Origin of the sequence: Bacteroides acidifaciens, from assembly GCF_024623065.1 — a bacterium.
GTDB lineage: Bacteria > Bacteroidota > Bacteroidia > Bacteroidales > Bacteroidaceae > Bacteroides > Bacteroides acidifaciens.
The window spans coordinates 13,108-37,567 of the sequence record NZ_JANJZR010000042.1 but is presented as its reverse complement, the minus strand read 5'-3'; the positions used below and the strand labels follow the sequence as shown (position 1 = coordinate 37,567).

At 46.1% G+C, this 24,460-nt stretch carries 13 protein-coding genes and 2 tRNA genes; 8 read left to right on the top strand and 7 right to left on the bottom strand.

Annotated elements, in window-relative coordinates; all coding sequences use genetic code 11:
* Nucleotide 1: 1 nt before the first annotated feature.
* The 8 genes from NSB03_RS12790 to NSB03_RS12755 all read left to right on the top strand — a co-directional run bounded on the left by NSB03_RS12790 (nt 2) and on the right by NSB03_RS12755 (nt 9,380).
* Nucleotides 2–68 (top strand) — tRNA-Val (locus tag NSB03_RS12790).
* A gap of 35 nt (nt 69–103) precedes the next feature.
* Nucleotides 104–178 (top strand) — tRNA-Val (locus NSB03_RS12785).
* Nucleotides 179–318: 140 nt separating this feature from the next.
* Nucleotides 319–1,665, top strand: coding sequence for an adenylosuccinate lyase (gene purB, locus NSB03_RS12780; RefSeq protein WP_024988634.1), 1,347 nt, complete (start codon nt 319–321; stop codon nt 1,663–1,665).
* Between the two features lie 74 nt (nt 1,666–1,739).
* On the top strand, nt 1,740–3,233 hold the full coding sequence (locus NSB03_RS12775; RefSeq protein ID WP_121766401.1) for a pseudouridine synthase: 1,494 nt from the start codon (nt 1,740–1,742) through the stop codon (nt 3,231–3,233).
* Nucleotides 3,234–3,338: 105 nt separating this feature from the next.
* Nucleotides 3,339–4,742: an asparagine--tRNA ligase gene (gene asnS, locus NSB03_RS12770; RefSeq protein WP_024987592.1), complete on the top strand. Its 1,404-nt coding sequence runs from the start codon at nt 3,339–3,341 to the stop codon at nt 4,740–4,742.
* Nucleotides 4,743–4,881: 139 nt separating this feature from the next.
* A complete protein-coding gene (locus NSB03_RS12765) occupies nt 4,882–5,373 on the top strand; it encodes a DUF4488 domain-containing protein (protein ID WP_024987593.1) in 492 nt (163 codons plus the stop codon).
* Between the two features lie 224 nt (nt 5,374–5,597).
* Entirely contained in the window at nt 5,598–8,135 is a 2,538-nt protein-coding gene (locus tag NSB03_RS12760) for a DUF4962 domain-containing protein (protein ID WP_024987594.1), read from the top strand.
* A 45-nt stretch (nt 8,136–8,180) separates the two neighbouring features.
* Nucleotides 8,181–9,380, top strand: coding sequence for a glycoside hydrolase family 88 protein (locus NSB03_RS12755; RefSeq protein WP_024987595.1), 1,200 nt, complete (start codon nt 8,181–8,183; stop codon nt 9,378–9,380).
* A gap of 95 nt (nt 9,381–9,475) precedes the next feature.
* Here NSB03_RS12755 and NSB03_RS12750 read toward each other — a convergent pair whose 3' ends face one another.
* The 7 genes from NSB03_RS12750 to NSB03_RS12720 form a co-directional block, all read right to left on the bottom strand.
* Nucleotides 9,476–13,588: a hybrid sensor histidine kinase/response regulator transcription factor gene (locus NSB03_RS12750; RefSeq protein WP_257466423.1), complete on the bottom strand. Its 4,113-nt coding sequence runs from the start codon at nt 13,586–13,588 to the stop codon at nt 9,476–9,478.
* A 353-nt stretch (nt 13,589–13,941) separates the two neighbouring features.
* A complete protein-coding gene (locus tag NSB03_RS12745) occupies nt 13,942–16,482 on the bottom strand; it encodes a DUF4962 domain-containing protein (protein WP_024987596.1) in 2,541 nt (846 codons plus the stop codon).
* Between the two features lie 120 nt (nt 16,483–16,602).
* Nucleotides 16,603–18,279, bottom strand: a complete 1,677-nt coding sequence (locus tag NSB03_RS12740) for a DUF6562 domain-containing protein (RefSeq protein ID WP_024987597.1) — start codon at nt 18,277–18,279, stop codon at nt 16,603–16,605.
* 45 nt (nt 18,280–18,324) lie between these two features.
* Nucleotides 18,325–19,380 (bottom strand): DUF6562 domain-containing protein, encoded by a 1,056-nt coding sequence (locus tag NSB03_RS12735; protein ID WP_024987598.1) that lies wholly within the window; start codon nt 19,378–19,380, stop codon nt 18,325–18,327.
* A gap of 12 nt (nt 19,381–19,392) precedes the next feature.
* Nucleotides 19,393–20,103 (bottom strand): DUF3575 domain-containing protein, encoded by a 711-nt coding sequence (locus tag NSB03_RS12730; protein ID WP_024987599.1) that lies wholly within the window; start codon nt 20,101–20,103, stop codon nt 19,393–19,395.
* A gap of 17 nt (nt 20,104–20,120) precedes the next feature.
* Nucleotides 20,121–22,727, bottom strand: coding sequence for a DUF4962 domain-containing protein (locus NSB03_RS12725; protein WP_257466422.1), 2,607 nt, complete (start codon nt 22,725–22,727; stop codon nt 20,121–20,123).
* A 7-nt stretch (nt 22,728–22,734) separates the two neighbouring features.
* A complete protein-coding gene (locus NSB03_RS12720) occupies nt 22,735–24,450 on the bottom strand; it encodes a RagB/SusD family nutrient uptake outer membrane protein (RefSeq protein WP_024987600.1) in 1,716 nt (571 codons plus the stop codon).
* Nucleotides 24,451–24,460: the final 10 nt, after the last annotated feature.

Here is a 24,460-nt window from a genome sequence, read left to right as displayed (position 1 = left end):
TAGCTCAGCTGGTTCAGAGCATCTGCCTTACAAGCAGAGGGTCGGCGGTTCGAATCCGTCAACGCCCACTATAAAAAAAGAGACACTTCCGGCTCATTAACAAGGGCGTTTAGCTCAGCTGGTTCAGAGCATCTGCCTTACAAGCAGAGGGTCGGCGGTTCGAATCCGTCAACGCCCACTATAAAAAGAGTCTTACGAAGAAATTCGTGAGACTTTTTTTATTTCTTACCTCTTTTATACAAACTTTCTTTCTCCTTTTACCTTATAACTCAGGAAAAAGAGTTAATTTTGCAACCTGATAATTATCTAAGAAAACGTATGGAACTTGATGTATTAACGGCCATATCCCCGATTGATGGTCGATATAGAGGCAAAACTAAAGCTTTGGCAGCTTATTTCTCTGAATTTGCACTGATTAAATACCGTGTACAGGTAGAGGTGGAGTATTTTATCACCTTGTGCGAACTTCCTTTGCCGCAATTGAAAGGAATCGATAGTAGCGTGTTTGAAACTTTACGGAATATCTACCGTAACTTCTCCGAAGCAGACGCACAACGCATTAAAGATATCGAAAGTGTAACTAACCACGATGTGAAAGCCGTAGAATACTTCCTGAAAGAAGAATTTGACAAGATGGGCGGAATGGATGACTACAAAGAGTTTATTCACTTCGGACTGACTTCTCAGGATATTAACAATACGTCTGTTCCTCTTTCTATCAAAGAGGCATTGGAGCAGGTTTATTACCCGTTGATTGAAGAGCTGATTGCACAGTTGAAAATGTATGCGACAGAATGGGCTAATATTCCGATGCTTGCTAAAACTCACGGTCAGCCGGCTTCTCCTACCCGTCTGGGCAAAGAAGTGATGGTATTCGTTTACCGTCTGGAACGCCAGTTGGCAATGTTGAAAGCCTGCCCGCTTACCGCTAAGTTTGGCGGTGCTACCGGAAACTACAATGCGCATCACGTGGCTTATCCTCAGTATGACTGGAAACAATTCGGCAACCGCTTTGTAGCGGAAAAACTGGGACTGGAGCGCGAGGAATATACTACGCAGATTTCGAACTATGATAACCTCTCTGCTGTTTTTGATGCTATGAAGCGCATCAATACCATTATGGTAGATATGAACCGTGACTTTTGGCAGTACATCTCTATGGAGTACTTCAAGCAGAAAATCAAAGCCGGAGAAGTGGGTTCAAGCGCCATGCCACACAAAGTGAATCCGATTGACTTTGAAAATGCAGAAGGTAACCTGGGTATTGCAACCTCTATTTTGGAGCATCTGGCTGTGAAACTTCCGGTTTCCCGTTTGCAGCGTGATTTAACCGACTCAACAGTGTTGCGTAATGTCGGTGTACCTTTCGGGCATATCGTGATTGCCATCCAAAGTTCTTTGAAGGGATTGCGTAAACTGTTATTGAACGAACCGGCTATTTATCGTGATTTGGATAATTGCTGGAGCGTGGTAGCAGAAGCTATTCAGACCATTTTGCGCCGTGAGGCTTATCCGCATCCGTATGAAGCTTTGAAGGCTTTGACCCGGACTAATCAGGCGATTACAGAAAGTTCTATTAAGGAATTTATCGAGGAACTGAATGTAAGCGAAGATATTAAAAAAGAGTTAAGAGCGATTACTCCCCATACTTATACGGGGCTTTAATTGTTTACTTATATAATAAACGTGTTTTTTTAATAGGCCGTGAGGCCAAAGTCTAATTTTATTCGAATAAAAAAATGAGCACAGAAAACGAAGAATGGCGCGAAAATTCTTTCAATGAAGAGAATTTAGGTGCCGGCCGTGATGGTAACAGGTCTTACAACAGAGAAGGTGGTGACCGTCCGTATCGCCCTTCTTACAACCGTGAAGGCGGGGATCGTCCGTATCGCCCGCGATTTAATGTCAACAATGAAGGAGGTGAACGCCCGCAGCGTTCATACGGTGACCGCTCTTATGGCGACCGTCCCCAACGTCCTTCTTACAATCGTGAAGGTGGAGATCGTCCGTATCGCCCGCGATTTAATGTCAACAATGAAGGAGGTGAACGCCCGCAACGTCCTTACAGCCGCGAAGGTGGTTCTTATGACCGTCCTCAACGTCCTTCTTACAACCGTGAAGGTGGTGACCGTCCTTACCGTCCCCGCTTCAATAGCAGCGAAGGTGGTGAACGTCCGTCTTATGGCGATCGTCCTCAACGTCCTTCCTACAACCGTGAAGGTGGCGACCGTCCTTACCGTCCTCGCTTTAATAACGGCGAAGGTGGTTCTTATGACCGTCCCCAACGTCCTTCTTACAACCGTGAAGGTGGTGACCGTCCGTATCGTCCCCGTTTTAATAGCGGCGAAGGTGGCGGCTATCGCAGCAACAACGGTGGTGGAGGTTATCGTCCGAGATATAATAACGATCGTCAAGGAGGATATCGTCCTCGTCCGCGTACCGGCGATTATGATCCGAACGCTAAGTATAGCTTGAAGAAACAGATCGAGTACAAGGAACAGTTCATTGATCCGAATGAACCGATTCGTCTGAATAAGTTCCTGGCTAACGCAGGTGTTTGCTCCCGTCGTGAGGCTGATGAATTTATCACAGCAGGTGTGGTTTCTGTAAACGGTGAAGTGGTAACGGAATTGGGTACGAAGATCAAACGTTCGGATGTGGTTAAGTTCCATGACGAACCGGTAAGCATCGAACGCAAGGTATATGTATTGCTGAATAAACCGAAAGATACCGTTACTACATCGGACGATCCGCAGGAACGCCGTACAGTAATGGATTTGGTGAAAGGCGCTTGCAACGAACGTATTTATCCGGTAGGACGTCTGGACCGTAACACGACTGGTGTACTGTTACTGACGAATGACGGTGATCTGGCTTCCAAGCTGACACACCCGAAATTCCTGAAGAAGAAAATTTATCATGTTCATCTGGACAAGAACCTGACTAAAGCAGATATGGAGCAGATTGCAGCAGGTATCCAGTTGGAAGATGGCGAAATCCATGCAGATGCGATCAGCTATACAGATGATTTCAAGAAAGACCAGGTAGGTATCGAAATTCACTCCGGTAAGAACCGTATCGTTCGCCGTATTTTCGAATCACTGGGTTATAAAGTAGTAAAACTCGACCGTGTGTTCTTCGCCGGACTGACCAAAAAAGGTCTGCGTCGCGGAGACTGGCGTTACCTGTCGGAAGCAGAAGTAAACTACCTCCGCATGGGTTCGTTTGAGTAATAAGTCAATAAATAACAACTTGACAGAGGACGGGGAAAGAAAGCAGGAAAGAATTCATCCTGTATTTGAGACCTCGTCTTCTTGTATCTAAAAAGAAAAAGTTAAATGGAAAAGATTGGTAGAACAAAAATTGTTGATCTGTTGAAGCGCACGGATATCGGCGCTATGGTCAATGTGAAAGGATGGGTTCGCACCCGTAGAGGTAGCAAACAAGTAAACTTTATCGCACTGAATGACGGTTCTACAATAAATAATTTGCAGGTTGTAGTAGACTTGGCCAATTTTGACGAAGAGATGCTGAAACAGATTACTACCGGCGCTTGTATCAGTGTGAACGGTGAAATGGTGGAATCGGTAGGCTCAGGTCAGAAGGTGGAAGTGCAGGCCCGTGAGATCGAAGTGCTGGGTATTTGTGATAATACATATCCATTACAGAAGAAAGGCCACTCTATGGAATTCTTGCGCGAGATTGCTCACTTGCGTCCCCGCACCAATACATTCGGTGCAGTGTTCCGCATCCGTCACAATATGGCGATTGCTATTCACAAGTTCTTCCATGAAAAGGGATTCTTCTATTTCCACACTCCGATTATTACCGCATCAGACTGTGAAGGTGCCGGACAGATGTTTCAGGTGACTACCATGAACCTCTACGACTTGAAAAAAGACGAAAAAGGATCTATCTCTTACGACAGTGACTTCTTCGGCAAACAGGCGAGTCTGACCGTATCCGGTCAGCTGGAAGGTGAATTGGCAGCTACTGCTTTGGGAGCTATCTACACATTCGGTCCTACGTTCCGTGCCGAGAATTCCAACACTCCCCGCCACTTGGCAGAGTTCTGGATGATTGAGCCGGAAGTGGCTTTCAACGACATCACCGATAACATGAACTTGGCAGAAGAGTTCATCAAATATTGTGTGAAATGGGCGTTGGATAACTGTGCGGACGATGTGAAGTTCCTGAACGATATGTTCGACAAAGGCTTGATTGAACGTCTGCAAGGTGTATTGAAAGATGATTTCGTACGTTTATCTTATACAGACGGTATCAAGATTCTTGAAGAAGCTGTTGCGAAAGGGCATAAGTTTGAATTCCCGGTTTATTGGGGCGTCGACTTGGCTTCCGAACACGAACGTTTCTTAGTGGAAGAACACTTCAAACGTCCGGTGATTCTGACTGATTATCCGAAGGAAATCAAGGCCTTCTATATGAAGCAGAACGAAGACGGTAAGACAGTGCGTGCCATGGACGTTCTTTTCCCGAAAATTGGTGAAATTATCGGTGGTTCCGAACGTGAAGCCGACTATAACAAGCTGATGACCCGTATCGAAGAAATGCATATCCCGATGAAGGATATGTGGTGGTATCTGGATACCCGTAAGTTTGGTACTTGTCCTCACTCTGGTTTCGGACTAGGTTTCGAGCGTTTGTTACTTTTCGTAACGGGCATGTCGAATATCCGTGACGTGATACCGTTCCCGCGTACACCGAGAAATGCTGATTTCTAATATTTCGGTATATTTATGTAAAACTCGTATAATCTTCAGGTTATGCGAGTTTTTTTATGCCCTGAATTGCTGTATTCTCAAAATAAATCTTTATATTTGGAAATGCGCATTCGAGAGTGTTAACTAAAATAATACAACAATGAAAAAGCTCTATTTCTTTACCATGCTTTCAATAATGTTGTTAGCGGTAACAGGTGCGACGGCCCAGAAGAAAACCAAATTCAAAGCGGCCGATTTGAAAGGTATTTGGCAGCTCTGCCATTATGTGTCGGAATCTCCCGATGTTCCGGGAGAGTTGAAACCCAGTAATACATTTAAAGTATTGAGTGATGACGGACAAATCGTCAACTTTACCATTATTCCCGGTGCGGATGCGATTATTACCGGATACGGTACTTATAAACAACTCACGGACGATTCTTATAAGGAAAGTATCGAGAAGAACATTCATCTCCCGATGCTGGACAATCAGGACAATATTTTGGAATTTGAGATTAAAGACAATGATTATCTTCATCTGAAATATTTTATCAAAAATGATTTGAATGGAAATGAGTTGAACACCTGGTATTATGAAACCTGGAAGAGGGTGGAGATGCCGGCTAAATTTCCGGAAGATATTGTGAGATAGGCGAGTTTCGTTATTAATGTAGGCAGCGTACTTTTCTCTTTTTAAGAGAAAAGTACGCTGTCTTTTTATTTATAAAGATGTGAGTAGACAAAAACGAAAGGGTTTTGGATAAAATCTATATTATAACAAATAGAATCAAGAATGAAAAAATAGATATTTAAAGTCTTTCTTGCTGGTAACACCTACTTTTGCTGTCAGTGAACTACTGAATAAATTTTAATATTATGAATCAACAGAGAAGTAAGTTTTTGGAGTTATTGAAATTTATGGGTGCGGTGCTTTTATGCAAGCTGGTTTTCTCGGATGCTCTTGAAGCTCGTGAATATATACCGTCTCGTATCCACGAGAATGAGCGTGAGACGCCTTATCCGCAGGTATTTAACCAACCTTATTTAAATCCGGTTCCCTTGCTGGTTCCGCAGAAGATGAAGTTATCGGATTTCTTGCAGTTTACTCTTTCTAAAGAGGAAGATTTTACAGGAAGTACGACAATACTTTCCAAGCCTGTACCTTGGTGTATGTTTAATCCGCATCAGACACTAAGTTCCGGTACTTGGTATTGGCGTTTCCGTTCCGTCAGTAAATCCGGAGAGGCTATGTCTTGGAGTCCTACCTATTCTTTTACGATAACCGATGATATACCGAAATTCGTAACGCCTTCTTTTGAAGAAGTCCGGAAAACGATGTCGGAGAAACATCCCCGTCTCTATTGCTTTTTGGAAAAAGGATTGGAAGATGCCCGTCAGAAGATGTATTCACATCCCGAATACAATCGTATGATTAGCTCCGCGCGTGAAGGGTTGGCGGCAGATTATAGTACGGATACGCAACCTTATAAACATGCGTCTGCCATGGTGGTTCATTGTGAGAAACTTCATACGGCTTATATGTTGCTGCAAAGGGATGTTTATGCAAATAAGATGGTACAGTTGATTCGCTGGTTGCTGCCCTCTCAGGTGAATGACCGCCGGTTGGATGATGATTTTTACGCAGGTGACCTTGCATATCTTTTTGCTTGTACGTATGAGACTTGCCACGACCGCTTCACGGCCGATGAGCGCATTAAGATGGAGCAGCTGATGGTGAAGATTCTGCATCATTACCGACCACGCTTTCAGGGCTCTATGGAGAATCATATATTCGATAATCATCTGTGGCAGTTCACTTTCCGCAGGTTATTGCAGACTTCTTTGGTGCTTTATGATAAATATCCCGAAGCTCGTGAGTTCTTCGAGTATGGGTATGAGTTATGGACTTCCCGCGCCCCTGCTACCGGATTCAATCGCGACGGTGCGTGGATAAACGGTACATGCTATTTTAGTGCCAATGCCGTTACCTTATCTTATGTTCCCAGTCTTTTCTCTTACCTGACTGGCACGGATTTCTTTCAGCACCCCTGGTATCGCGAGGTTGGGAAAGCGATGACATATGGCTGGCCGCCACATTCGCAGAGTGTGAGTTTCGGTGATGGTCATGAACAGATGAACGACAAACCATTGATTGTTCGTAGCGCGTTTGTCGAATTTCTGGCGCGAGAGACGGGTGACCCTTATGCGGCTTGGTATACCTCTATTGATAAAAGATATGAAATGGATGATGAAATGCGTCTGTACCGTATGGTGCGGCCCGAATCACGAAAGACGCAGACTGGAATTCCGGCAGATGAACCTAAGGCAAGATGGTTCCGTGATTGTGGTGAGATGATAGCCAACTCGTCCATGCAAGATTATCAGGATAATCTTTGTCTGAACTTTCATTCCAGTCCTTTCGGTTCGGGCAGTCATACCCATTCCGACCAGAATGCATTCAATCTGCATTTCCGGGGTGTGCCAGTCTATGGTTCCACAGGTTATTACATGAATTTTGCCGATGCTCATAATTTACTCTCATACCGTCATACACGGGCACACAATACTCTGTTGGTGGATGGTATCGGACAGCCTTTTTCTACCAAAGCTTATGGTAATATTGTGCGTATGCTCGGTGGTGAACACATTTCCTATGCTTTGGGTGACGCTTCGAGTGCCTATTGCGGTATCAGTGAATATCCGATGTGGATTCGAAACTTTGCCAACCAGCAACTGGAACAGTCTGTAGAAAACGGATTCGGCGAGACTCCTTTGACTCTTTACCGGAGACATATTTTCCTGTTGCATCCGGATAAAGTCTTGATTTATGATGAAATGGAAGCAGAAAAGCCTGTCCGTTGGGATTGGCTGTTGCATAGTCCGGTTCAGTTCTCTATCGGTGAAGAAGCTAAGCGACTTATCACGCGGAATGAAGAAAAACAGTTTACTGCTGTGGCGCAATTATTCAGTCAGCAGGATTGTAAACTCACTCAAACCGACCGTTTTGTAGCTCCTCCCGATGAGAAAAAAGCAGTACGCGGTGAAGTTCTGAATAATCAATGGCATCTGACTGCAAGTTTCACTCCCTGTAAACGTAATCGGATTCTGACTTTGATTCAAGTAAACGCAGATGGAACAAAAACTGTGGAAATAGTAAGAGACGGTAATCATTTTCAATGTGGAGACTGGAGTATTGAAGCCGAATTGGACACAAGAAAGCCTGCTTGCCTGTATATTTCCAATGCCGTCAATCATGCAACCTTCAGTTATGGCAAACCTTCTCTGTTGATTGGCGGGAAGTTATATAAGCTTGTCCACAGGGAGTCCTCTTTGCTGTTCGATAAGATAAAAGGAGAGTGGCAAGTGCAGGAAATGGCAGACCAGAAGCCTCAACTTACCGGAAGTAATCAATAAAATAAGCAAGATAGAGAATAAATCACTAAAGCTATCAATATGAAAATGAAAAGAAAATTGTGTGTTGCGGTTTGGGGAATGAGCCTGTTGACCGCTTGTAGCATTCCCAAAGCAGGTGCACCCGAATGGTTTGAGAATGCAGTGGAAACCTCCGGCCGTCAGTTACTTTACATGGCGGAACAGTTGGAAAACGTGCCGGATACCGCTTGTTTCCCCCGTTCTGTCAAAGAAGACGGAAGTTATCGTCTGGAAAATGCTAAAGACTGGACGAGCGGTTTCTATCCCGGCTCCATGTGGCTGGCTTATGATTTGACAGGTGATGAAGCTTTGGCGAAGGAAGCCCGGACGTACACCAACCGTTTGGAAGATATCCAATATTATACAGGAAACCATGATATCGGTTTTATGATGTTTTGCAGCTACGGACATGCCCTTCGTCTGAAACCGGAATCAAAAGATAAACAGATTCTAGTAAATTCTTCTGAAAGCCTTTGTGCACGATTCAGTCCGGAAGTAGGACTAATCCGTTCCTGGGACTTCGGTGACTGGAGTTATCCGGTCATCATTGATAATATGATGAATCTTGAAATGCTCTTCTGGGCATCCGAGCAAACCGGTAATTCGAAATATCGTGATATAGCGATTGCTCATGCGGATAAGACGTTGAAGAATCACTTTCGCGAGGATATGACTTCCTATCATGTAGTCAGCTATTCTGTGCCAAGCGGCAAAGTAGAATCCAAAGGAACTTTCCAGGGATATTCCGACTCTTCTGCATGGGCGCGCGGGCAGGCATGGGGTGTTTACGGATATACGATGTGTTACCGCTTTACGAAGAATCCCGTTTACCTCGAAGCAGCACATAAGATTGTTCGCTTTATCATGAACAATCGTCCTTCGGAAAAAGACTATATTCCTTACTGGGATTACAACGCTCCCGATATACCGAATGCTCCTCGTGACGCATCGGCAGCAGCCGTAACCGCTTCTGCTCTACTCGAACTGAATGGCTATACTGACGATAAAAAGTTAAGCGATGACTACACTGAGTATGCCGAAAGTATTCTCAAACAACTTTCTTCACCGGAATACTTGGCAAAAGATAAGGAGAATAAAGGGTTCATTCTACTTCATTCGGTCGGTAGTTTCCCGCACAATAGTGAGGTAGACGTACCACTGAATTATGCAGATTACTACTACCTGGAAGCCTTGAAACGATATAAAGAGTTGAAGAAATTCTGCTAGTTAGCGTACCATGTATATTTTTTTGAGAGAGGGTGATTTCTATCAGCCTCTCTTTTCTTTTTTATTCGATACAACCTCCCTTTCCTCTATCCCCTTTAGTTTTCCCTCTTCTTTCCCTGGTTCTTTGCATAATCCGACGGCAGGCAACCCATATACTTCTTAAAACTGGTGGAGAAATAAGATGCCGAACTGAATCCCACCTTACTACTGATTTCGGAAATCGAATATCTTCCTTCCAACAGTAACTTACAAGCTTTATTGAATCGTATGCGCCGGATGAAGTTAGCCGGTGGCTCTCCCGATACGGAGTTCATTTTGAGATACAATGAAGAACGGCTCATAAATAACTTTTCCGCCAAATCGTCCGCCGTAAAATTCTCGTCGTCAATATTCTCCTCCACAATCTGTATAGCTTTGGTCATGAACTCTTCATCTAGTGCGTTGGAAGTCATTTTCGCTGTATCAATGTCGATGGTGTTTGAATAATAATACCTTAACCGTTGTTTCGTTTTCAGGATATTACTGATTTTTCCTTTCAGCAAATTGATAGAGAACGGTTTGGGGATATAATCGTCCGCACCGATGCAGATACCGGCCGTCTGCGCTTCAATGCTACCTTTGGCAGACAAGAGAATGACGGGAATGTGGCAAGTCTGCATATTCTTCTTAATCAGTTCGCACAGCTTGATGCCATCGATACCGGGCATCATGACGTCGGAGAGTACGATGTCTACTTTCTGCTCTTTCAGGATGGCAAGTGCTTCTTCTCCGTTTCCGGCAGTCAGCGTGATGTATCTCGATTTGAAATGATTCTTCAGATAATCAACCATTTCCTTATTATCATCTACCAGAAGAATGGTTTCCGTCATACCCTCGGTCGACTGCAACTGCCCTTCTCCCAATCCTGTATCAGCCGACAGATTCGCCTCCTGCATCTCGTCGTTTTCCACCATTGTTTCCGTAGCCAGCGAAGCAGTCTTCCAGTCGGAGTTCTTCTCTTCCCTGCCGCTCACTATCTCCGTCGCGCTGAACACTTTTATATCCGCAGGCAATTCAACGACAAACTCCGTACCCACTCCCGGCTTGCTCTCCACATTGATGCTTCCGTGATGTTTTTCTACAAGACACTTCACCAATGAAAGACCGATTCCGCTCCCTTTTCCGCCTTCGTTCGCCTGATAGAAACGCTCGAAGATGTGTGACAGTTTTTCCGGCGGAATCCCGATGCCGTTGTCCTTGATGCTGAATCCGAAATGCTTCTCCTTTTTCCAGAGCGAAAGCGTTATCTCTCCGTCGTTCGGCGTAAATTTAAAAGCATTCGAAAGCAGGTTGGTCAGCATCATTTCCACATAAGTTTTATCCATCGGCAGCAAGCTACCCTTCAGATCCGCCCGGAACTGATACGTAATATTCCTTTTTTGCGCATTCTCGCTAAACATTGTAAAGATATTTTCTGCCAGCTCCTCCACATTGCCCATAGCCACGTGGATAGGCAGTGCGCCCGATTCCGCTTTCCGGAAGTCGAGCAACTGATTGACGAGATGCAGCAATTTCCTCCCGTTTCTGTACACATACGAAAGTTTCTGCTGAACCTGCACATCGAATTTGCTCTTCTCTTCTGTCAATTCTTCCAGCGGAGCCAATATCAAACTCAAAGGAGTGCGCAATTCGTGTGACATATTAATGTAAAACCGTACTTTCTCCTGACTGATTTCTTCAATCTTATTCCGTTCGAGATGTTCAATCTGCATCTGCATTTTCATCTTTGCCCGTGCGATGTAGAAGTAGAGTATGAAAGCGATTCCACCTAAGATGAGCAGGAAGAAGAGCGTTTCCGCCCACCACGTCTGATACCACATCGGCGTGATATGAACGAAAAATTCGGTGGGGGTGAGGCTCCATCGGCCGTTATTGTTGCACGCTTTCACTTTGAATATATACTTTCCCGGCGGCAGATTCGAGTAGGTGGCTCCCCGTTGGGAGATGGCTTGTGCTGAAGACACCCAGTCTTCATCAAATCCTTCCAGCTTATAGGCAAAGAGATTTCTCTTGCCCGAAAGATAATTAATCACCGAGAAGCGGATGCTGAACAGCTTGCGGTTGGATGGAAAAGACATGCCCAACAACCGCCCGTTGCTTGCTTGAAAATATTTCGACACACCGTCTTTGATGTTCGTCACCGGTTGGTTGAGGATGGTGGCGCCGGTGACGACGGCATTGGGAGAGAACGGATTGTCTACAAACTCGTATGGATTGAAGTAAGTGATACCTTTCAGGCTTCCCAGATAGAAGATGCCATCCTGTGTTTTGCATGCTCCGTAGGTGTTGAACTGTCCGTGGCTCAGTCCGTCTTGCACCGTGTAGTTGAGAAAAGTTTGCTCGGAAGGGTCGAAGCAGGACAAACCGCGGTTGGTCGTTATCCATAAACGTCCGCGTCCGTCTTCCAGTACGCCATAGATGAAGTTATTGGGTAATCCGTCATTGGTAGAATAACGAATCTGATGGTCGGTACTTCCGTCGGGCGACTTGTACAGACCGACGGAAGAGCCTATCCAGATCTGATGGTTGCTGTCTTCCTCAACGCAGAAAGCTTGTACCAGAGATGGGATTTTGGAGGTATAATCCTTCCATTCCTCCAGCTGGTCGTTGGCGTAGACAAACAGACTCTCTTCCGTACCAATCCATATCCGGTCTTTCGAATCATGATAAAGCACGGAGATGAGTACGGAGTTCAGTCGGGGATATTTCTGTGCCAGCGGGTGCAGAGACAGTTGCTTGTTTTTTTTGTCAAAGCGGTGAAGCCCGATGAGAGAGCCTACCCAGATTGTACCGTCTTTCCCGTCGAGTAGCGAATAGCAACTGTTGTTGAAAGAAACGGCATTTGGGAAAGCAAAATTCTCAATTCGTCCTCCGGACAGATAACTCAGTCCTCCACCGTGGCTACCGATATACACGCCGTTCCCGTCGGGGAGTGCACATTTGATATTGTCCGATTGCAGCGCATTCGGATTGTTGCGGTTGGCGCGATAGACAGTGAAATGATTATTTTTCCGGTCGTATTCGTTCAGTCCTCCGTCGTTGGTTCCTATCCATAGATGGCCTGTGTGGGGATCTTCCACAATACAACTTACTGTATTGTCGCTGATAGAATTTTTGTAGGCGGAATAGGTCATCGTATCAAATGCCGGAGCCATGGGATGATAATAGTTGAGTCCGCCGTAGAACGTGCCGACCCACATTCCCCCTTGATTGTCTTTCAGGATGGAGCGGACGGAGTTGTGTCCCAGCGAGTTTTCATCTTCGTGGGAGAAGGTGTATTTCTCTATCGTGGCGGTTTCCGGTTCGAGAATGAACAGGGCGTTGATGGTTCCTATCCAGATTCTGCCTTTGTCATCCTGTGCCAGTGTGCGGACAGATTCGAAGGGAGATTGCCGTTGCCGGTCATTGTAAAGATAGTGTTCCTTTATTTGGAATTTTTCGTCTATAGAGTACACACCGTTGATAAAAGAACCCAGCCAGCAGGTACGCTTTCGCGGGTCATAGATGACGGATGAAATCGCTTCGTTCTTTAGTTCGGGGAGTATTTGGACTACGGAATTGTCTTGCGGTCGATAATGATAGATACCAGAAGAGCTTCCGAGTAGAATTCCTTCGTTGATTCGGCAGATCGAATAGACGGTTGTTTCTTGCAAGTGGGGATGAAGGTTCATATATCCGGTCTTTTTGTCGAAAACAACCAGCCCGTTGCTGGTTCCCAGCAACAGTTGACTTTGGTCGTTTAGGTCTTCGATGGCAAATATTTGCACAGGCAATCCTTCGGGCAAGGAGTAATTGGTGAAGTTGTTGCCTACGATATTATATCGGGATAGTCCTGTTAAAGTGCCTACCCATACCGTGCCTTCGGCATCGGTGCAGAGTGAATACACATGATTGTTGGACAAACTGGTGCTGTCGTCCAAATCTTTGTAGAGCGGGGCAAAACGGTATCCATCATACCAATTCAGCCCGTCCATTGTTCCCGCCCAGATTTTGCCATTATGGTCTTGCGTCAGTGCCAGAACCGTATTTTGTGACATCCCGTCGTTGACGGACAAACGCCGGAAATGGATGCGGTCGGATTCACTGGCCGTAGCATAACAGACAGAAACGGATAAGAGACAAAGAAAAAAATTGAGGGCAAGCCTGGTTTGAATATGTCGGTTTCTCATGGGTGCCGGATGATAATTGTGAGTATTACAAATAGCTTGGTAAAGATAATAATCTTCCGCTCAATCTCAAAATATACTTTTGAAATATTTCTTTCTGTGGGCTTTCTTATATACTTGTTTCGCAATTAAGAGTCATTCCATTCGCTACTATTACTTCGTTACACTATAGTCTCCCTTGCGTTAGACTATAGTTATCCGCAAGGGAAACTATAGTGATCCTTGCGGATAACTATAGTGGAACGAAAAAAGAATGGGCAATGAACCGAATAAGATTAGGCAGAAAAAGAAATAAAAACAGCATTTGACTCATAACCATACTTAACCGAAACAATTATAGTATATGGAACAAATAATTATCGGTTGATTGCCCGTGTAGAGGCAGGTGTATAATCCGTTTGTTCGGTCACGCCATATCTCCCGTTGGATTCGTCGTAGAGCAGCGAGGAACTTGGCGATTTTCGTAGATATACTTTGCCTTCAATCTCCGGGTTATTGGGAGAATAGCTGAACAACGCATTATTCGTCCGGTTGGTAACAGTAAGTTCTGCCGGTTGGGAAGTGTTCATGCCTGCTCGGATGCTCCAGTCATCACATTGAAAGACATCATCTGTGCGAGTGATGGTTGGGGTTTGTTCCGAATCGGGAACAACTTGGATGATAGTCAGGATACGATTTTGGGTGCAAGGCGTATATCGGGCTGTCAGATGCCATTGGTCGGGTTCCGGCGTGGAAGGCGGAACCACAAACTGATTGGTTTGCGAGAACTCGAAAGGAGAACTGCTGAATTGCCGGACAATGGTTTTGAAGCCTTTCGTAGAGTTTTCGCTGGTCGTTATCCCTGCTTTTATATCGAATGGAGTAGGGCTGTGCAGAAGCCAGTCCCAATGGACAGCTTCGGACGCTTCCAACTCGTCATAGATAACCACTGTGCGGGGGTGAAGTAAGAGAATGTGGCGTAAGTATTTGGTCAGTGGAGTCTTGCCGAAACCGTTTTCGGGAGTCTGGGTGATGCCTGCGGCTGCAAAGGCTGCCACCCACATCGGGTCGTCGCTGATGCCACTGTAGGCATGAGACGCATCTCCCAGGCAATAGGAGATATGATTGCCCCCCATGGCGCGGGTGACGTTGCCGTATCCTTTCAGGGAGTAAGGCTGTCCGATACCGTTCACTAGAATCGTGTTGTGCGCACGAGTATGACGGTAGGACATCAAGTTGTGGGCATCGCTGAAATTTTGGTAATATCCGCTGCTGCGGAATACGTCCACTCCTTTATAAAGTAGGTTGAAGTTATTCTGATTGGCTACTGTGTGGCTGCCGGAAGCAAAAGTGCTCGAACGGAAACCGATAGTCAGGTTCTGTTCCGGATTGGAGAGGTCGGAATGGATGGCTACTTCTCCCGCATCCTTATACCAGATAAGTTTGGGAGCATTGGAAGGCAGTTCGGTGAGATAGCTTTGATTGCGCACCATACGGTACAGTCGTAGCTCATAATCCTGATAGAGAGTGGACTGACATTTTTTGGCATACCATCCGGCATACGAATCTCCGTTCTCTCTTGCGAGGAAGTCGGCAAAGGCAACCTGCAATCGGTGTGGTTCATCGCCATTTTCGCTGCCATCGCCGAAACCGACGCTTTTGGAATGGGGAGGGCAGGAATAGACTAGTGCTTTGCCTGCGTTCTTATACCATGGGTGTTGCAGGAAATCTTTCTGCGTGATGTAGGAAAAGAGCGATGGCATGTAGAAAAGCGTTTTTATATTAGCGTTGAAATATCCCGTTCCGTTGTGCCATATCCCGTCGCGATTGAAGCCGGAGGCAGGTGCGCGTGCCGTCCATAACTCATAGTAGTATTCCAGCATGGGGAGAATCTCGTCTGAGTATAAGGGTTTATCGTAAAGGAGGAAACAAGCCTGAAATAAGACGCGCATATTATGCTGCCAGAAGTGGTTGTCGAAAATATGATTTTCCTGCATTCCGCAGTACATCTTAAAGTAGTAGCGTGAAACGCGCATCAGTAGTTCTTCTATTGCCAGTTTTTCTTTCGGAGTGAGTTCGGCATACAGTAAATCGTAGATTTCGATAAAGTTGATGGCGATGTCGGTAGAGCCGAAATTGCTGGCAAACAGTTGGGCGTCCGACACGGGAACGGCCAGGAGAATGTTTAATATCTCATGCAGTTTGTCTGCATATTTTTTGTCCTGTATCAGATGATAAGCTTGATACAAATGTTGGACGGAGTTTTTTATATCCGATGCTTTGTCATAAGGGTTGGGTAGTACGGAATAGTCGGTGTCCAGGGCTGTTCGGGCACGACTGGTCAGGTTTTCATATTCCGGATGCGAGGTTACTTTGCTTCGGGCCTGCTCCAGTCCGTTGTCGAGAAAACAGTAGAGCCGGGGGTGTTTGCGAGGTGCATGGGTGATGAAAGTCTCGAAAGCGGGAGTGACGAACTTTGGTGTTTCGTCTTTTACTTCAAAAGAGTAGGTTTCGCTCCAGGCTTGTGCGGTTCCGTCGCTCGTGATGGAACGGAAACGCCAGTACCATGTTCCGGTATTCAGGGTCTTGTGTGGATTGTACATACACCACTGCTGTGCGGTGGAAATTGTAGTAGCCCCGTCGGGAAAATTCTCCTGATTGGAGAGTGCGAATTGTAGTTTATCTCCGGTTTTCATGGCTTGGGGCACAATGAACGGGGCGGGATTGATGTAGAGTTCATTGTCCGCTTTCGGATAAGGCTTTTTACGCGTCTTGTCGTGCAAGGCGTCGGGAGTGGTGTCCGGCTGTTCGGTTCCGTTGTCCGTTGTGTCGGAAAGTGAGTCGTCGCTGCAAGCTGTGACTAGAAATAGACAAACAAGAATCGGAAAAAGGATTCGGAAGCGGAGGATTGTTTTCATAATAGATTGATATATAAAAAGGTGTGATTCTGAATGAAGAGGAAAAAGTCTGATAAGCAAGGCTTGTGGGGGGAACCTTGCTTATCTTGACTTTTTATTGTGTTACGCTTTTGACTGTTTTTATTCCAGAATGGTGAGGATTGGACGGATTTGTCCTTGTACGCCCTCGTTTTTCGGATTTGCATTAAATATCGTTTGTACTCTGGTATTTGCGTCTAATACGCCGTTTGTTAATGTTATCGGAGCCAATGACTTATTGCTGATGCTGCTGGAAAGTACGTATCGTGCAGATGTCGTAGGATGAACAAAATTATTAGCACCATCTATGGCATCTACTGCATTTACGAATACGCTATTTGCTGTAACATCTTCAAAACCATAATATCTGATAACCATTTCTTTCAATTGTCCGATTGACGGAATATACCATCCGCTTGATTTATCAGGGGTTGCGGTTTTTGCTTTGAAAGCGATAAAGTCTGCAATAACCGGGTATGAATCTGCATGCTCAGTATAACGACTGTCAGCTAATAGGGCTTTCGTATTCTCATATCCTGTTTTTGTCAATTCCAAACCGGTAAAGTCAATTGTTTCGCTCATCTCTTTAACACAAAATGCTTTACGTGTATTTGTAGGAGCGCTTTCCAATGCCATCGCATAACCTTTGATGCTAGTGTAGCTGCCATAATTGCTTGCAGCATCACCATCTAACACTTTAGTTGCAAAAACGATACCGATGCACGGATTGTTAGCGTCTGTTTTCAGTTCAGAAGAATAGGTTCCGTTACTATAGTAGTAGTCACCTATCTCCGGATTAACGGTCGGCACTGTCGGTTCAACGTCTTCGCCGTTGATATCCGGATTCCATCCTTCGAAATCAGTATCTATCTGTCCGTTGTTTTGTGATTCGGCAACAAGATAACCTCTTATCAGTGTGCGTGTATTCTTTTTTACCGGTACATTGGCAGGAATAGCGATTTCGCGTCCGCCGTCAGTCGTTACGAAAGTCATCGCAATTTCTCCTAAAGCATCATCGTCTGCAAAAATGTAACAAGAGAAAAGTTGTAAATCATGAGATTCTCCCGATTGTTCTCCTGTTCCCAAAGGGGCGGTAGCGGGCAAAGTAACTTTTGTCATTTCAGCAGAAACAGTACCCGTTGACACATCAAAGCAGGTAGGTATCTCTTGGCTGATACTGACAGAAGTACATTTATCGAAGTTATCTTTGCTTTTATCCGAAACAATCAGTTTGGCAAACGGACGGGTCAAAGTGATATTCAGCGGACTTCCTTGAGTAGCTTGTTCTTTTTCAAAAGAACCGTGACTGGAGAAAGCATCACATGCATCCGTATTATAAAGCGATATAGGGTCTATCACACTAATCTTTGTAAGGTCTTCCGTATTGAAGAATTTATCCGCATAGCGACCGGTAACAGGGTCTTTTTGCTGACCGTTGGCGTCGATGAAATCCGCCCACATCCGGTAATTGTAAGTGCCTTCTGCTTCGATAGCAAAAGTGAAAGACAGTTTGCCGTCCGTGTTCGCATCTGTTCCCAGTTTCTCTTCACGGTGTACTCTGTTTCCGTCAGTATCTGTGATTTCGAGGATGCAGCGGAGGTAATGGTTGTCTACAGCCGGAATGGCGCGGGTCTTGTTGCTGTACTCGGCAGGAAGCTCTGCTGAAATGCTGAATAATTTGCTCTGATTGGCGGAATCGTTTCCGGTTTCTTCCTGACTACATGAGGCGAACAACCCCGTCAGTAGTGTAATTGCTAAATAAATAAAGTTCTTTTTCATGATTGTAATGATTAAAGTGTATATTGATTATTTTGATATTTCATTCTACTTGATAATGGGATTGATGTCGATGATGATGTCCTCATCATTGAAATCAGGATCAAAGTTAATACCTGGACTGGATGTCAGGAAATAGCCCCGCAGGTTGGTTTCCTTATTCCGTTCGTAGGGCAGTTTCAGGTTTTGATAGCGGGCAACCACTACTTTGCTCTCATTCGTGATTTCAATAGTCACCGGAATAGACGATGGAGCATCGTTGTTGACGAGCAGATAGTCGAAGCCGATATTAAACTCTTCCTTGTTCTCCTCTTTTTGGAGAGTAGCCAGTTCTACCGTTTTATTGTATTCCATGTATTGCAGGGAACGTTTCAACCTGCCTGTGAGTGCATCGAATCCGGTGGGCAGATAGTAGTTGTATTTCACGGTTATAGTGAATCTCTTTCCGGTGACTTCCTTGTCGGTCACCTTCTTCAAGAATTTGGCTACATCTGTCGCTATTAGGTTGTAATTCGCCATCGGGCGGCTCATCCGGATGTCTACAGGGACTATTACATTCCATTGGTCGCGATAGGCAGTCAAATCCAGTGCGGTGCTTCCGTAGAAAGCATCGTAATACTTGGAGTTTCCCTTGTAAGGAGTGGCACGCAGGATGAATGCCATGTCTTCTGCATCGTAGAAAGTTCCATAGGTGTCTTCATCGGACTTTTCTACATAGTCCGCCCATACGACAAGTTGATATTTACGGGCGTGTAGCTTCATGCTAAGAGGTATACTTACGGTTGTTTCTCCGGCTTGTATATCCTGATAGATTATCTGCGAAGCTACTTTTTGTGTACCCTCATAAGCGGCTACCACAAAGCGATGTTGGTAGGTGGTTGTTGCCGCACGGGTACTGTGGTCAGCGCTACGGTTAATCAATATCGGATCGAACGAAGTCTCCAGGGTGATGTTGGTCATGATGTTCACGGCAGTCGGGTCTACTCCCAGCTCACCGTCGGCTGTAAGTTCCGGTTCTTCAAAGAGGCAGCTGCTTACGAAAGCCGGCAATAGCAGCAGGCAGCCCAATGTCCGGATGATGGATGTATAAATGTTCTTTTTCATAATCTTGCTGATTTAAAATTGGTAAGACAATGACAAACCGACGCGGGTGATTCCCCAATAGTTCCGGTTCTTTGTTTCAATCTTGGCACCGTTGTCTATATTATAATAAGTGTCATATTGCATATTTGCGTAGCCGGCTCCTAAAGTAAACTCCGCTCCCCAATGTCTGGAGAAAGGAAGTTTGTAACCATAGCTGACACCTGCACCCAATAATGGACGGTTGATACTCTGATAACGGTTTTCGTCCCATTTCACATTGAACAGGGCCATGTGTGCGTGTACGCCGAAGAAATGGCCTGTCCCAGCCTTTTTCAACCACCAGCGTCCTTCGGGCTGGATGGCGAAAGTGCGGACTGCGTGCTCGCTACTGATGTCCCAGCCGCTGAACATGACAGGCAACTCTACAGAAATATGCTTGCTGCATTGTATCTCGAAAGCAAGGTTCGGCACGGCGATTGCGTCATAGGCAATATTGGTTTTTAGCGCTATATAGCGTTCGATAGCTTTCTTCCGCCGAGGCTCTTTTTTAGACTTTTCCACCACTTTCTTCTGTGAGTCTTTGGCTGCACTCGTCTTTCCGGCTTCTGTAACAGGCTTGAATACAATTTCCTGTTCGCTGGCAGAAGTCTGTATGCGCGGTCGTTTTTCCACCTGTTGCGCCATTGCTGTCATCGAGCAGAGCAGCAACAGGAATCCTTGTATTAAATATCTTTTTGTTTTCATATCTTTCTTTTAATCGTTTAGATTTCCAGTTCAGGGAACTTGTCTACCAAAGTAGTTTCATAGCCGTCTTCCCGCACAATCGTTGCTCCGCCTTTGTAGGTGATGTTCACGTCTTCTCCCTTTCGGGTAGAACGGATGAAGAATGAAGGTGTGCCTTCCGAAGAAACGTTCACCTTGATAATCCAGCTACCCACTTTGATGCGTCCGTCGGGGAGTATCTCCGGTTCGGGGGCAGGACGGGAGAGAGGATGGGTATTGATGATGGTGGCAAAACGGTACACCTGCTGTTTCTCCGAAGTGGCTTTGAAGTGCCAGTGGTTGGGGTATGAAGCAAATTTTCCGTTTGTATCCGCACGCAACCAGTTGACGGCAGGAACAAAAAAACGGCTGGTCGTATCGGTCTTTAATGTGCCGCTTGAGAAAAGATAAGCATCCGAAGCTCCGTTCTTATTGGTGGCCTGTATGTGCACGTACTTGTCTTTTTTCGTGACGTTCATCGGATTGATGACCGTATGCAACAGATAGTCCCACGTGACAGGTTCGTCGGCTTCCAGCTCGTCATAGATAAATACCAGACCCGATTTGTCTAATGCGACCGTGTGGCGTCTGAAGGTTTTCAGGTGGTTCTTATCCCAACCGTTGGCGGGAGTATATTCTATTCCTCCTTCTTTTCCGCGTTCCAGCCAGAGAGGAGAGATTTCTTCTCCGTAGGCGTTGGAAGCGTCCCCCAATATATAACCGATTTTTTCGCCTACATAGTAGCGGGGAATCCACCCATAACCTTCCGTGCCGATGCGCTGTCCCATGCCATTGACTAAGATGGTGTTGTGGGCGCGTGCGGAGCGGTGGCACAGCATACTATGCTCGTCTACGAACGCAATGTGATGGCCGCTGCTATAAAAGAGCGAACTTCCGCCGAAGAAAGTATTGAATGCGTTTTGGTTGGCGATAGCGTGCGAAGTGCTGCCGTAAGGACTGCTCCGGAAACTGTACATGGCGTTTCCACCCACACGTTCCCAGTTGGTCATGAATGAGGCAAGACCGGTTTCCGGGAAAACATATCCCATAGGAAGATTTGACAGTCCTTCACCTTCGGGCAGAGGCTTGTCGCATTGCAGGCGGAACCATGCCAGACTGCCGGATTTTACGGTCAGCAGGCGTTTGTGGTAGTCGGGAGTGGTGGCGATGCGGCGCACATAGTCGGCGGCATACGTATTGCCGGTCATGCGTGCCAGTGCGTCGGCATATCCCACACGGATAGAGTTGGGCTTCATATTGCCCTGATGTCCGCTACCGTTGCCGGCCGACTTGGAGAAAGGCGGTTGCTGGTAGATAGTGTACATGGCAGAACCCTGATACCACGGGTCACTGAAAAAATTGAATCCGGTGATGGCGGTATAGAAGTAAGGCACTTCGATAAGTGTACGGAAGTTCACTGCGAAGTAACCGTCGCCGTTATGCCAGGCACCGTCTTTGTTCAGCCCGGGGAAACGCGCCAGCCATACGTTGTAGCAGTAGTCTGTCCAAAGGTCGGCTTCGGGCAGGTCACCGTATACACTGAATGCGGCGAAGGTGAAGATACGAAGCGTCATTTGCCAGACATGGTTGTCGGCGATATGGTTTTCGAGGCGGTTGTTGAAGTTATTGTAAAATTCACTTCCGCGTTTTTTGATTTCTTTCAGCAACGTCTGCTTCTGTGTCTCGTCCAGCAGGTTGTAGAATGAATCATAGGCGAGCGAGCTTAGCGAAAGCATGGTTGATGCGTTGAAGTCACCCATGACGTTCTTGTTCTTGTCCCAGCTAATCATTTCCAGAATACGTTTGACAGCCTCTTTGCTGTACTTTGTATCCTGTGTCAGCAGATAAGCACGTATCAGTAGTTCTACATTTGCTTCTTCCTTGTCAATGATGCGGCGGCTTTCGCGTGTCAGCATGGCTTTGCGTTGCATCTCGTTGTCGAGTCCGTCGGCAAGATGAGATTTGATGTCATTCACGGACTGCATCGGGGCTTTCAGTACTTGGTCGGCACGTTCAATATACCACTGATATTCAGGTTTGGACTGACTCTTTTTCATGAAGTCCGCCCATTTGTTCTTTTGCACCAGGATGCGCGGATGGCTTTTGGGCAGGCTCGTCTGCATTGTTTTGAATGAGGGCGGACAAAATTTATCCGGATTGGCCTCTACGGTGAATTGCAGGACGGGAGACCATTTGGTTTTCCCTTCTTCTACATATCCGTATTGCCAATGCCATACGCCGGAAGCGAGATCTTTCTCCGGATTGAAGAAAGGCCAGCGGGTTTCTGCTTGCACCACGTTGTTTTTCATGGCTGCATCCTGCGAATAGCGTAATTGGTATTTCAGTCTTGATTTATCTACTTTCTTCTTTCCCGAATGTACTCCGTCGAGTATCTCTTCCGAAGTGTCAACATCTGCCTGGAGCGGCCATTGGAAGGATACGGCACGGTCGGACACTGTCGCCTTGTCCAGCGGGGAAGGAGTGGTGCGCATCTCGTGCATGAGCGTCACGTCCGTAAGCCTGATTCTGGCAGATTTCTGTTGTGCTTGTATGCTGTTGGCTGTCAGGCAACTCAATAATAATATAGTGCTAACTAACTTTTTCATGGTACTATTAATAATTAGGATTGTTTTTGCTTTCAAACATAGGGTTCAACTGTAATTCATCCAGCGGAATCGGGAATAACTCATGTTTGCCTTTTTGGAAGTTGTCTCCTGCAGGGTAAGCGGTAGTTGTACTCGTATTTACTTCCGAACGGCTGCCGAACAAGGCTAATGCCTCTTTTATCACTCCCCAGCGAATCAGGTCGTACTTGCGCTGTCCTTCGAAAGCCAGTTCGAAACCACGCTCCCAATAAAGTGCCGTGCGGAACTTGCCGGCATCATCTCCGTCGGAAATGAATCTCAACTTATATACTTTCTCTTTCATCAGTTCGGTATAGGTTTCGGTAGTGATTTCTCTGGCTCCGGAACGTTTGCGTACGCTGTTGAGCAGCTTCCATGCTTCGGGGGTGTCTCCCGTTTCATTGTAGGCTTCGGCTGCCATCAGTACGACATCGGCATAGCGTAGATAGCAGAGGTTGACATCTGTAACGTTCGGGTCTTTGTAGCCTATAGGCATCCATTCACGGCGCCATTTGCCCGGATACCAGTCTTTTCCGTTCTTGTTGATTACCTTTTTGTGGTTGTATAGCTCCTTATCCCAAGTATATTTGTAGGTGCAAACCATCACGTCGCGGCGTTCGTCGCCCGTTATCACATTGCCGTCCGCGTCTTCTTCCTGCACATCAAAGAATCCTTTCCATTCGGGAACCACTCGGAACATGGCATTGGCACGTCCCATGAACTGGTTTACCTCCGTCACGGAAATGCCGGGATGGGCAACCGAAGGACCGATGTACGTGCCCCAGTATCCTTTGGCTCCTGTCTTTCCGTCCGGACTGTAAAATGCAATCTCGAAGATGCTCTCTATGGAATTGAGTGTTCCTGCCGAGAATCCTTTGAATAGCTCCGTGTAGCCTCCGGGATAGAAATCATGATAGCCGTTTGCATTGAATGCTTCCCATTCCTTAATGACATCTTCGAAGTAGCTTTTGCGCTTGTCATCATCGGGGCGGGTGATGCTTCCATCCATCTGCAGGCTGTAGCCGGCGCGTTGAAGCAAGACACGCATCAGCAGTCCGCGGGCGGCTCCTTGTGTCACCTTTTCCGGTGTGGTGGAGGTATTGGCCCATGGTAGATGCGTTTTTGCGAAGTTGAGGTCTTCGACAATCTGGTCGTAGATGATTTCCCGGCTACAACGTGGCTGAAAGACATTCTTGTCTACATTGGTAGAGGTGGTCTTGAACGGAACATCTCCCCAGTAGCGCACCAGATTGAATGCGTATAACGCTCGCAGAAACTTGACTTCTGCGACTAACGCCTGTAAATCTTTGTCTTCTGCATAACCCGGCATGCCTTCAAGACCTTCAACGGTATAGTTGGCACGTTCAATTCCTGTGTAGTTGCCTTGCCATACACTGTTCACCCATGTGTTGGAACTGGTCACTTTGTAGTGGGCAATATCCCGGCGGCCTTTGTCTGCGGTCTGTCCTGATACATAATAGGTATCATCCGAACACGGAAACGCCATGTCCAAATAGCCATAAAGAGTAGGAAGCTCTTCGTACACTCCGACAACGGCCATAGCCGCTTTCGCTTTCGTTTCAAATATATCCTTCTTCTGGTAAGAAGAGTTGGGATCCTCTGTCAGCAGGTCGGAACACGAAGCGTTGAGTAAACTTCCTGCCAATATGCCCAGAACGTAAAGGTATGTTTTATAGGTTTTCATTTTCCGTTAT

Bases quoted from the DNA above. Each gene is read 5' to 3' on its own strand.
- purB (WP_024988634.1), top strand. From the start codon at position 319: ATGGAACTTGATGTATTAACGGCCATATCCCCGATTGATGGTCGATAT.
- NSB03_RS12775 (WP_121766401.1), top strand. From the start codon at position 1,740: ATGAGCACAGAAAACGAAGAATGGCGCGAAAATTCTTTCAATGAAGAG.
- asnS (WP_024987592.1), top strand. From the start codon at position 3,339: ATGGAAAAGATTGGTAGAACAAAAATTGTTGATCTGTTGAAGCGCACG.
- NSB03_RS12765 (WP_024987593.1), top strand. From the start codon at position 4,882: ATGAAAAAGCTCTATTTCTTTACCATGCTTTCAATAATGTTGTTAGCG.
- NSB03_RS12760 (WP_024987594.1), top strand. From the start codon at position 5,598: ATGAATCAACAGAGAAGTAAGTTTTTGGAGTTATTGAAATTTATGGGT.
- NSB03_RS12755 (WP_024987595.1), top strand. From the start codon at position 8,181: ATGAAAAGAAAATTGTGTGTTGCGGTTTGGGGAATGAGCCTGTTGACC.
- NSB03_RS12750 (WP_257466423.1), bottom strand. From the start codon at position 13,588: ATGAGAAACCGACATATTCAAACCAGGCTTGCCCTCAATTTTTTTCTT.
- NSB03_RS12745 (WP_024987596.1), bottom strand. From the start codon at position 16,482: ATGAAAACAATCCTCCGCTTCCGAATCCTTTTTCCGATTCTTGTTTGT.
- NSB03_RS12740 (WP_024987597.1), bottom strand. From the start codon at position 18,279: ATGAAAAAGAACTTTATTTATTTAGCAATTACACTACTGACGGGGTTG.
- NSB03_RS12735 (WP_024987598.1), bottom strand. From the start codon at position 19,380: ATGAAAAAGAACATTTATACATCCATCATCCGGACATTGGGCTGCCTG.
- NSB03_RS12730 (WP_024987599.1), bottom strand. From the start codon at position 20,103: ATGAAAACAAAAAGATATTTAATACAAGGATTCCTGTTGCTGCTCTGC.
- NSB03_RS12725 (WP_257466422.1), bottom strand. From the start codon at position 22,727: ATGAAAAAGTTAGTTAGCACTATATTATTATTGAGTTGCCTGACAGCC.
- NSB03_RS12720 (WP_024987600.1), bottom strand. From the start codon at position 24,450: ATGAAAACCTATAAAACATACCTTTACGTTCTGGGCATATTGGCAGGA.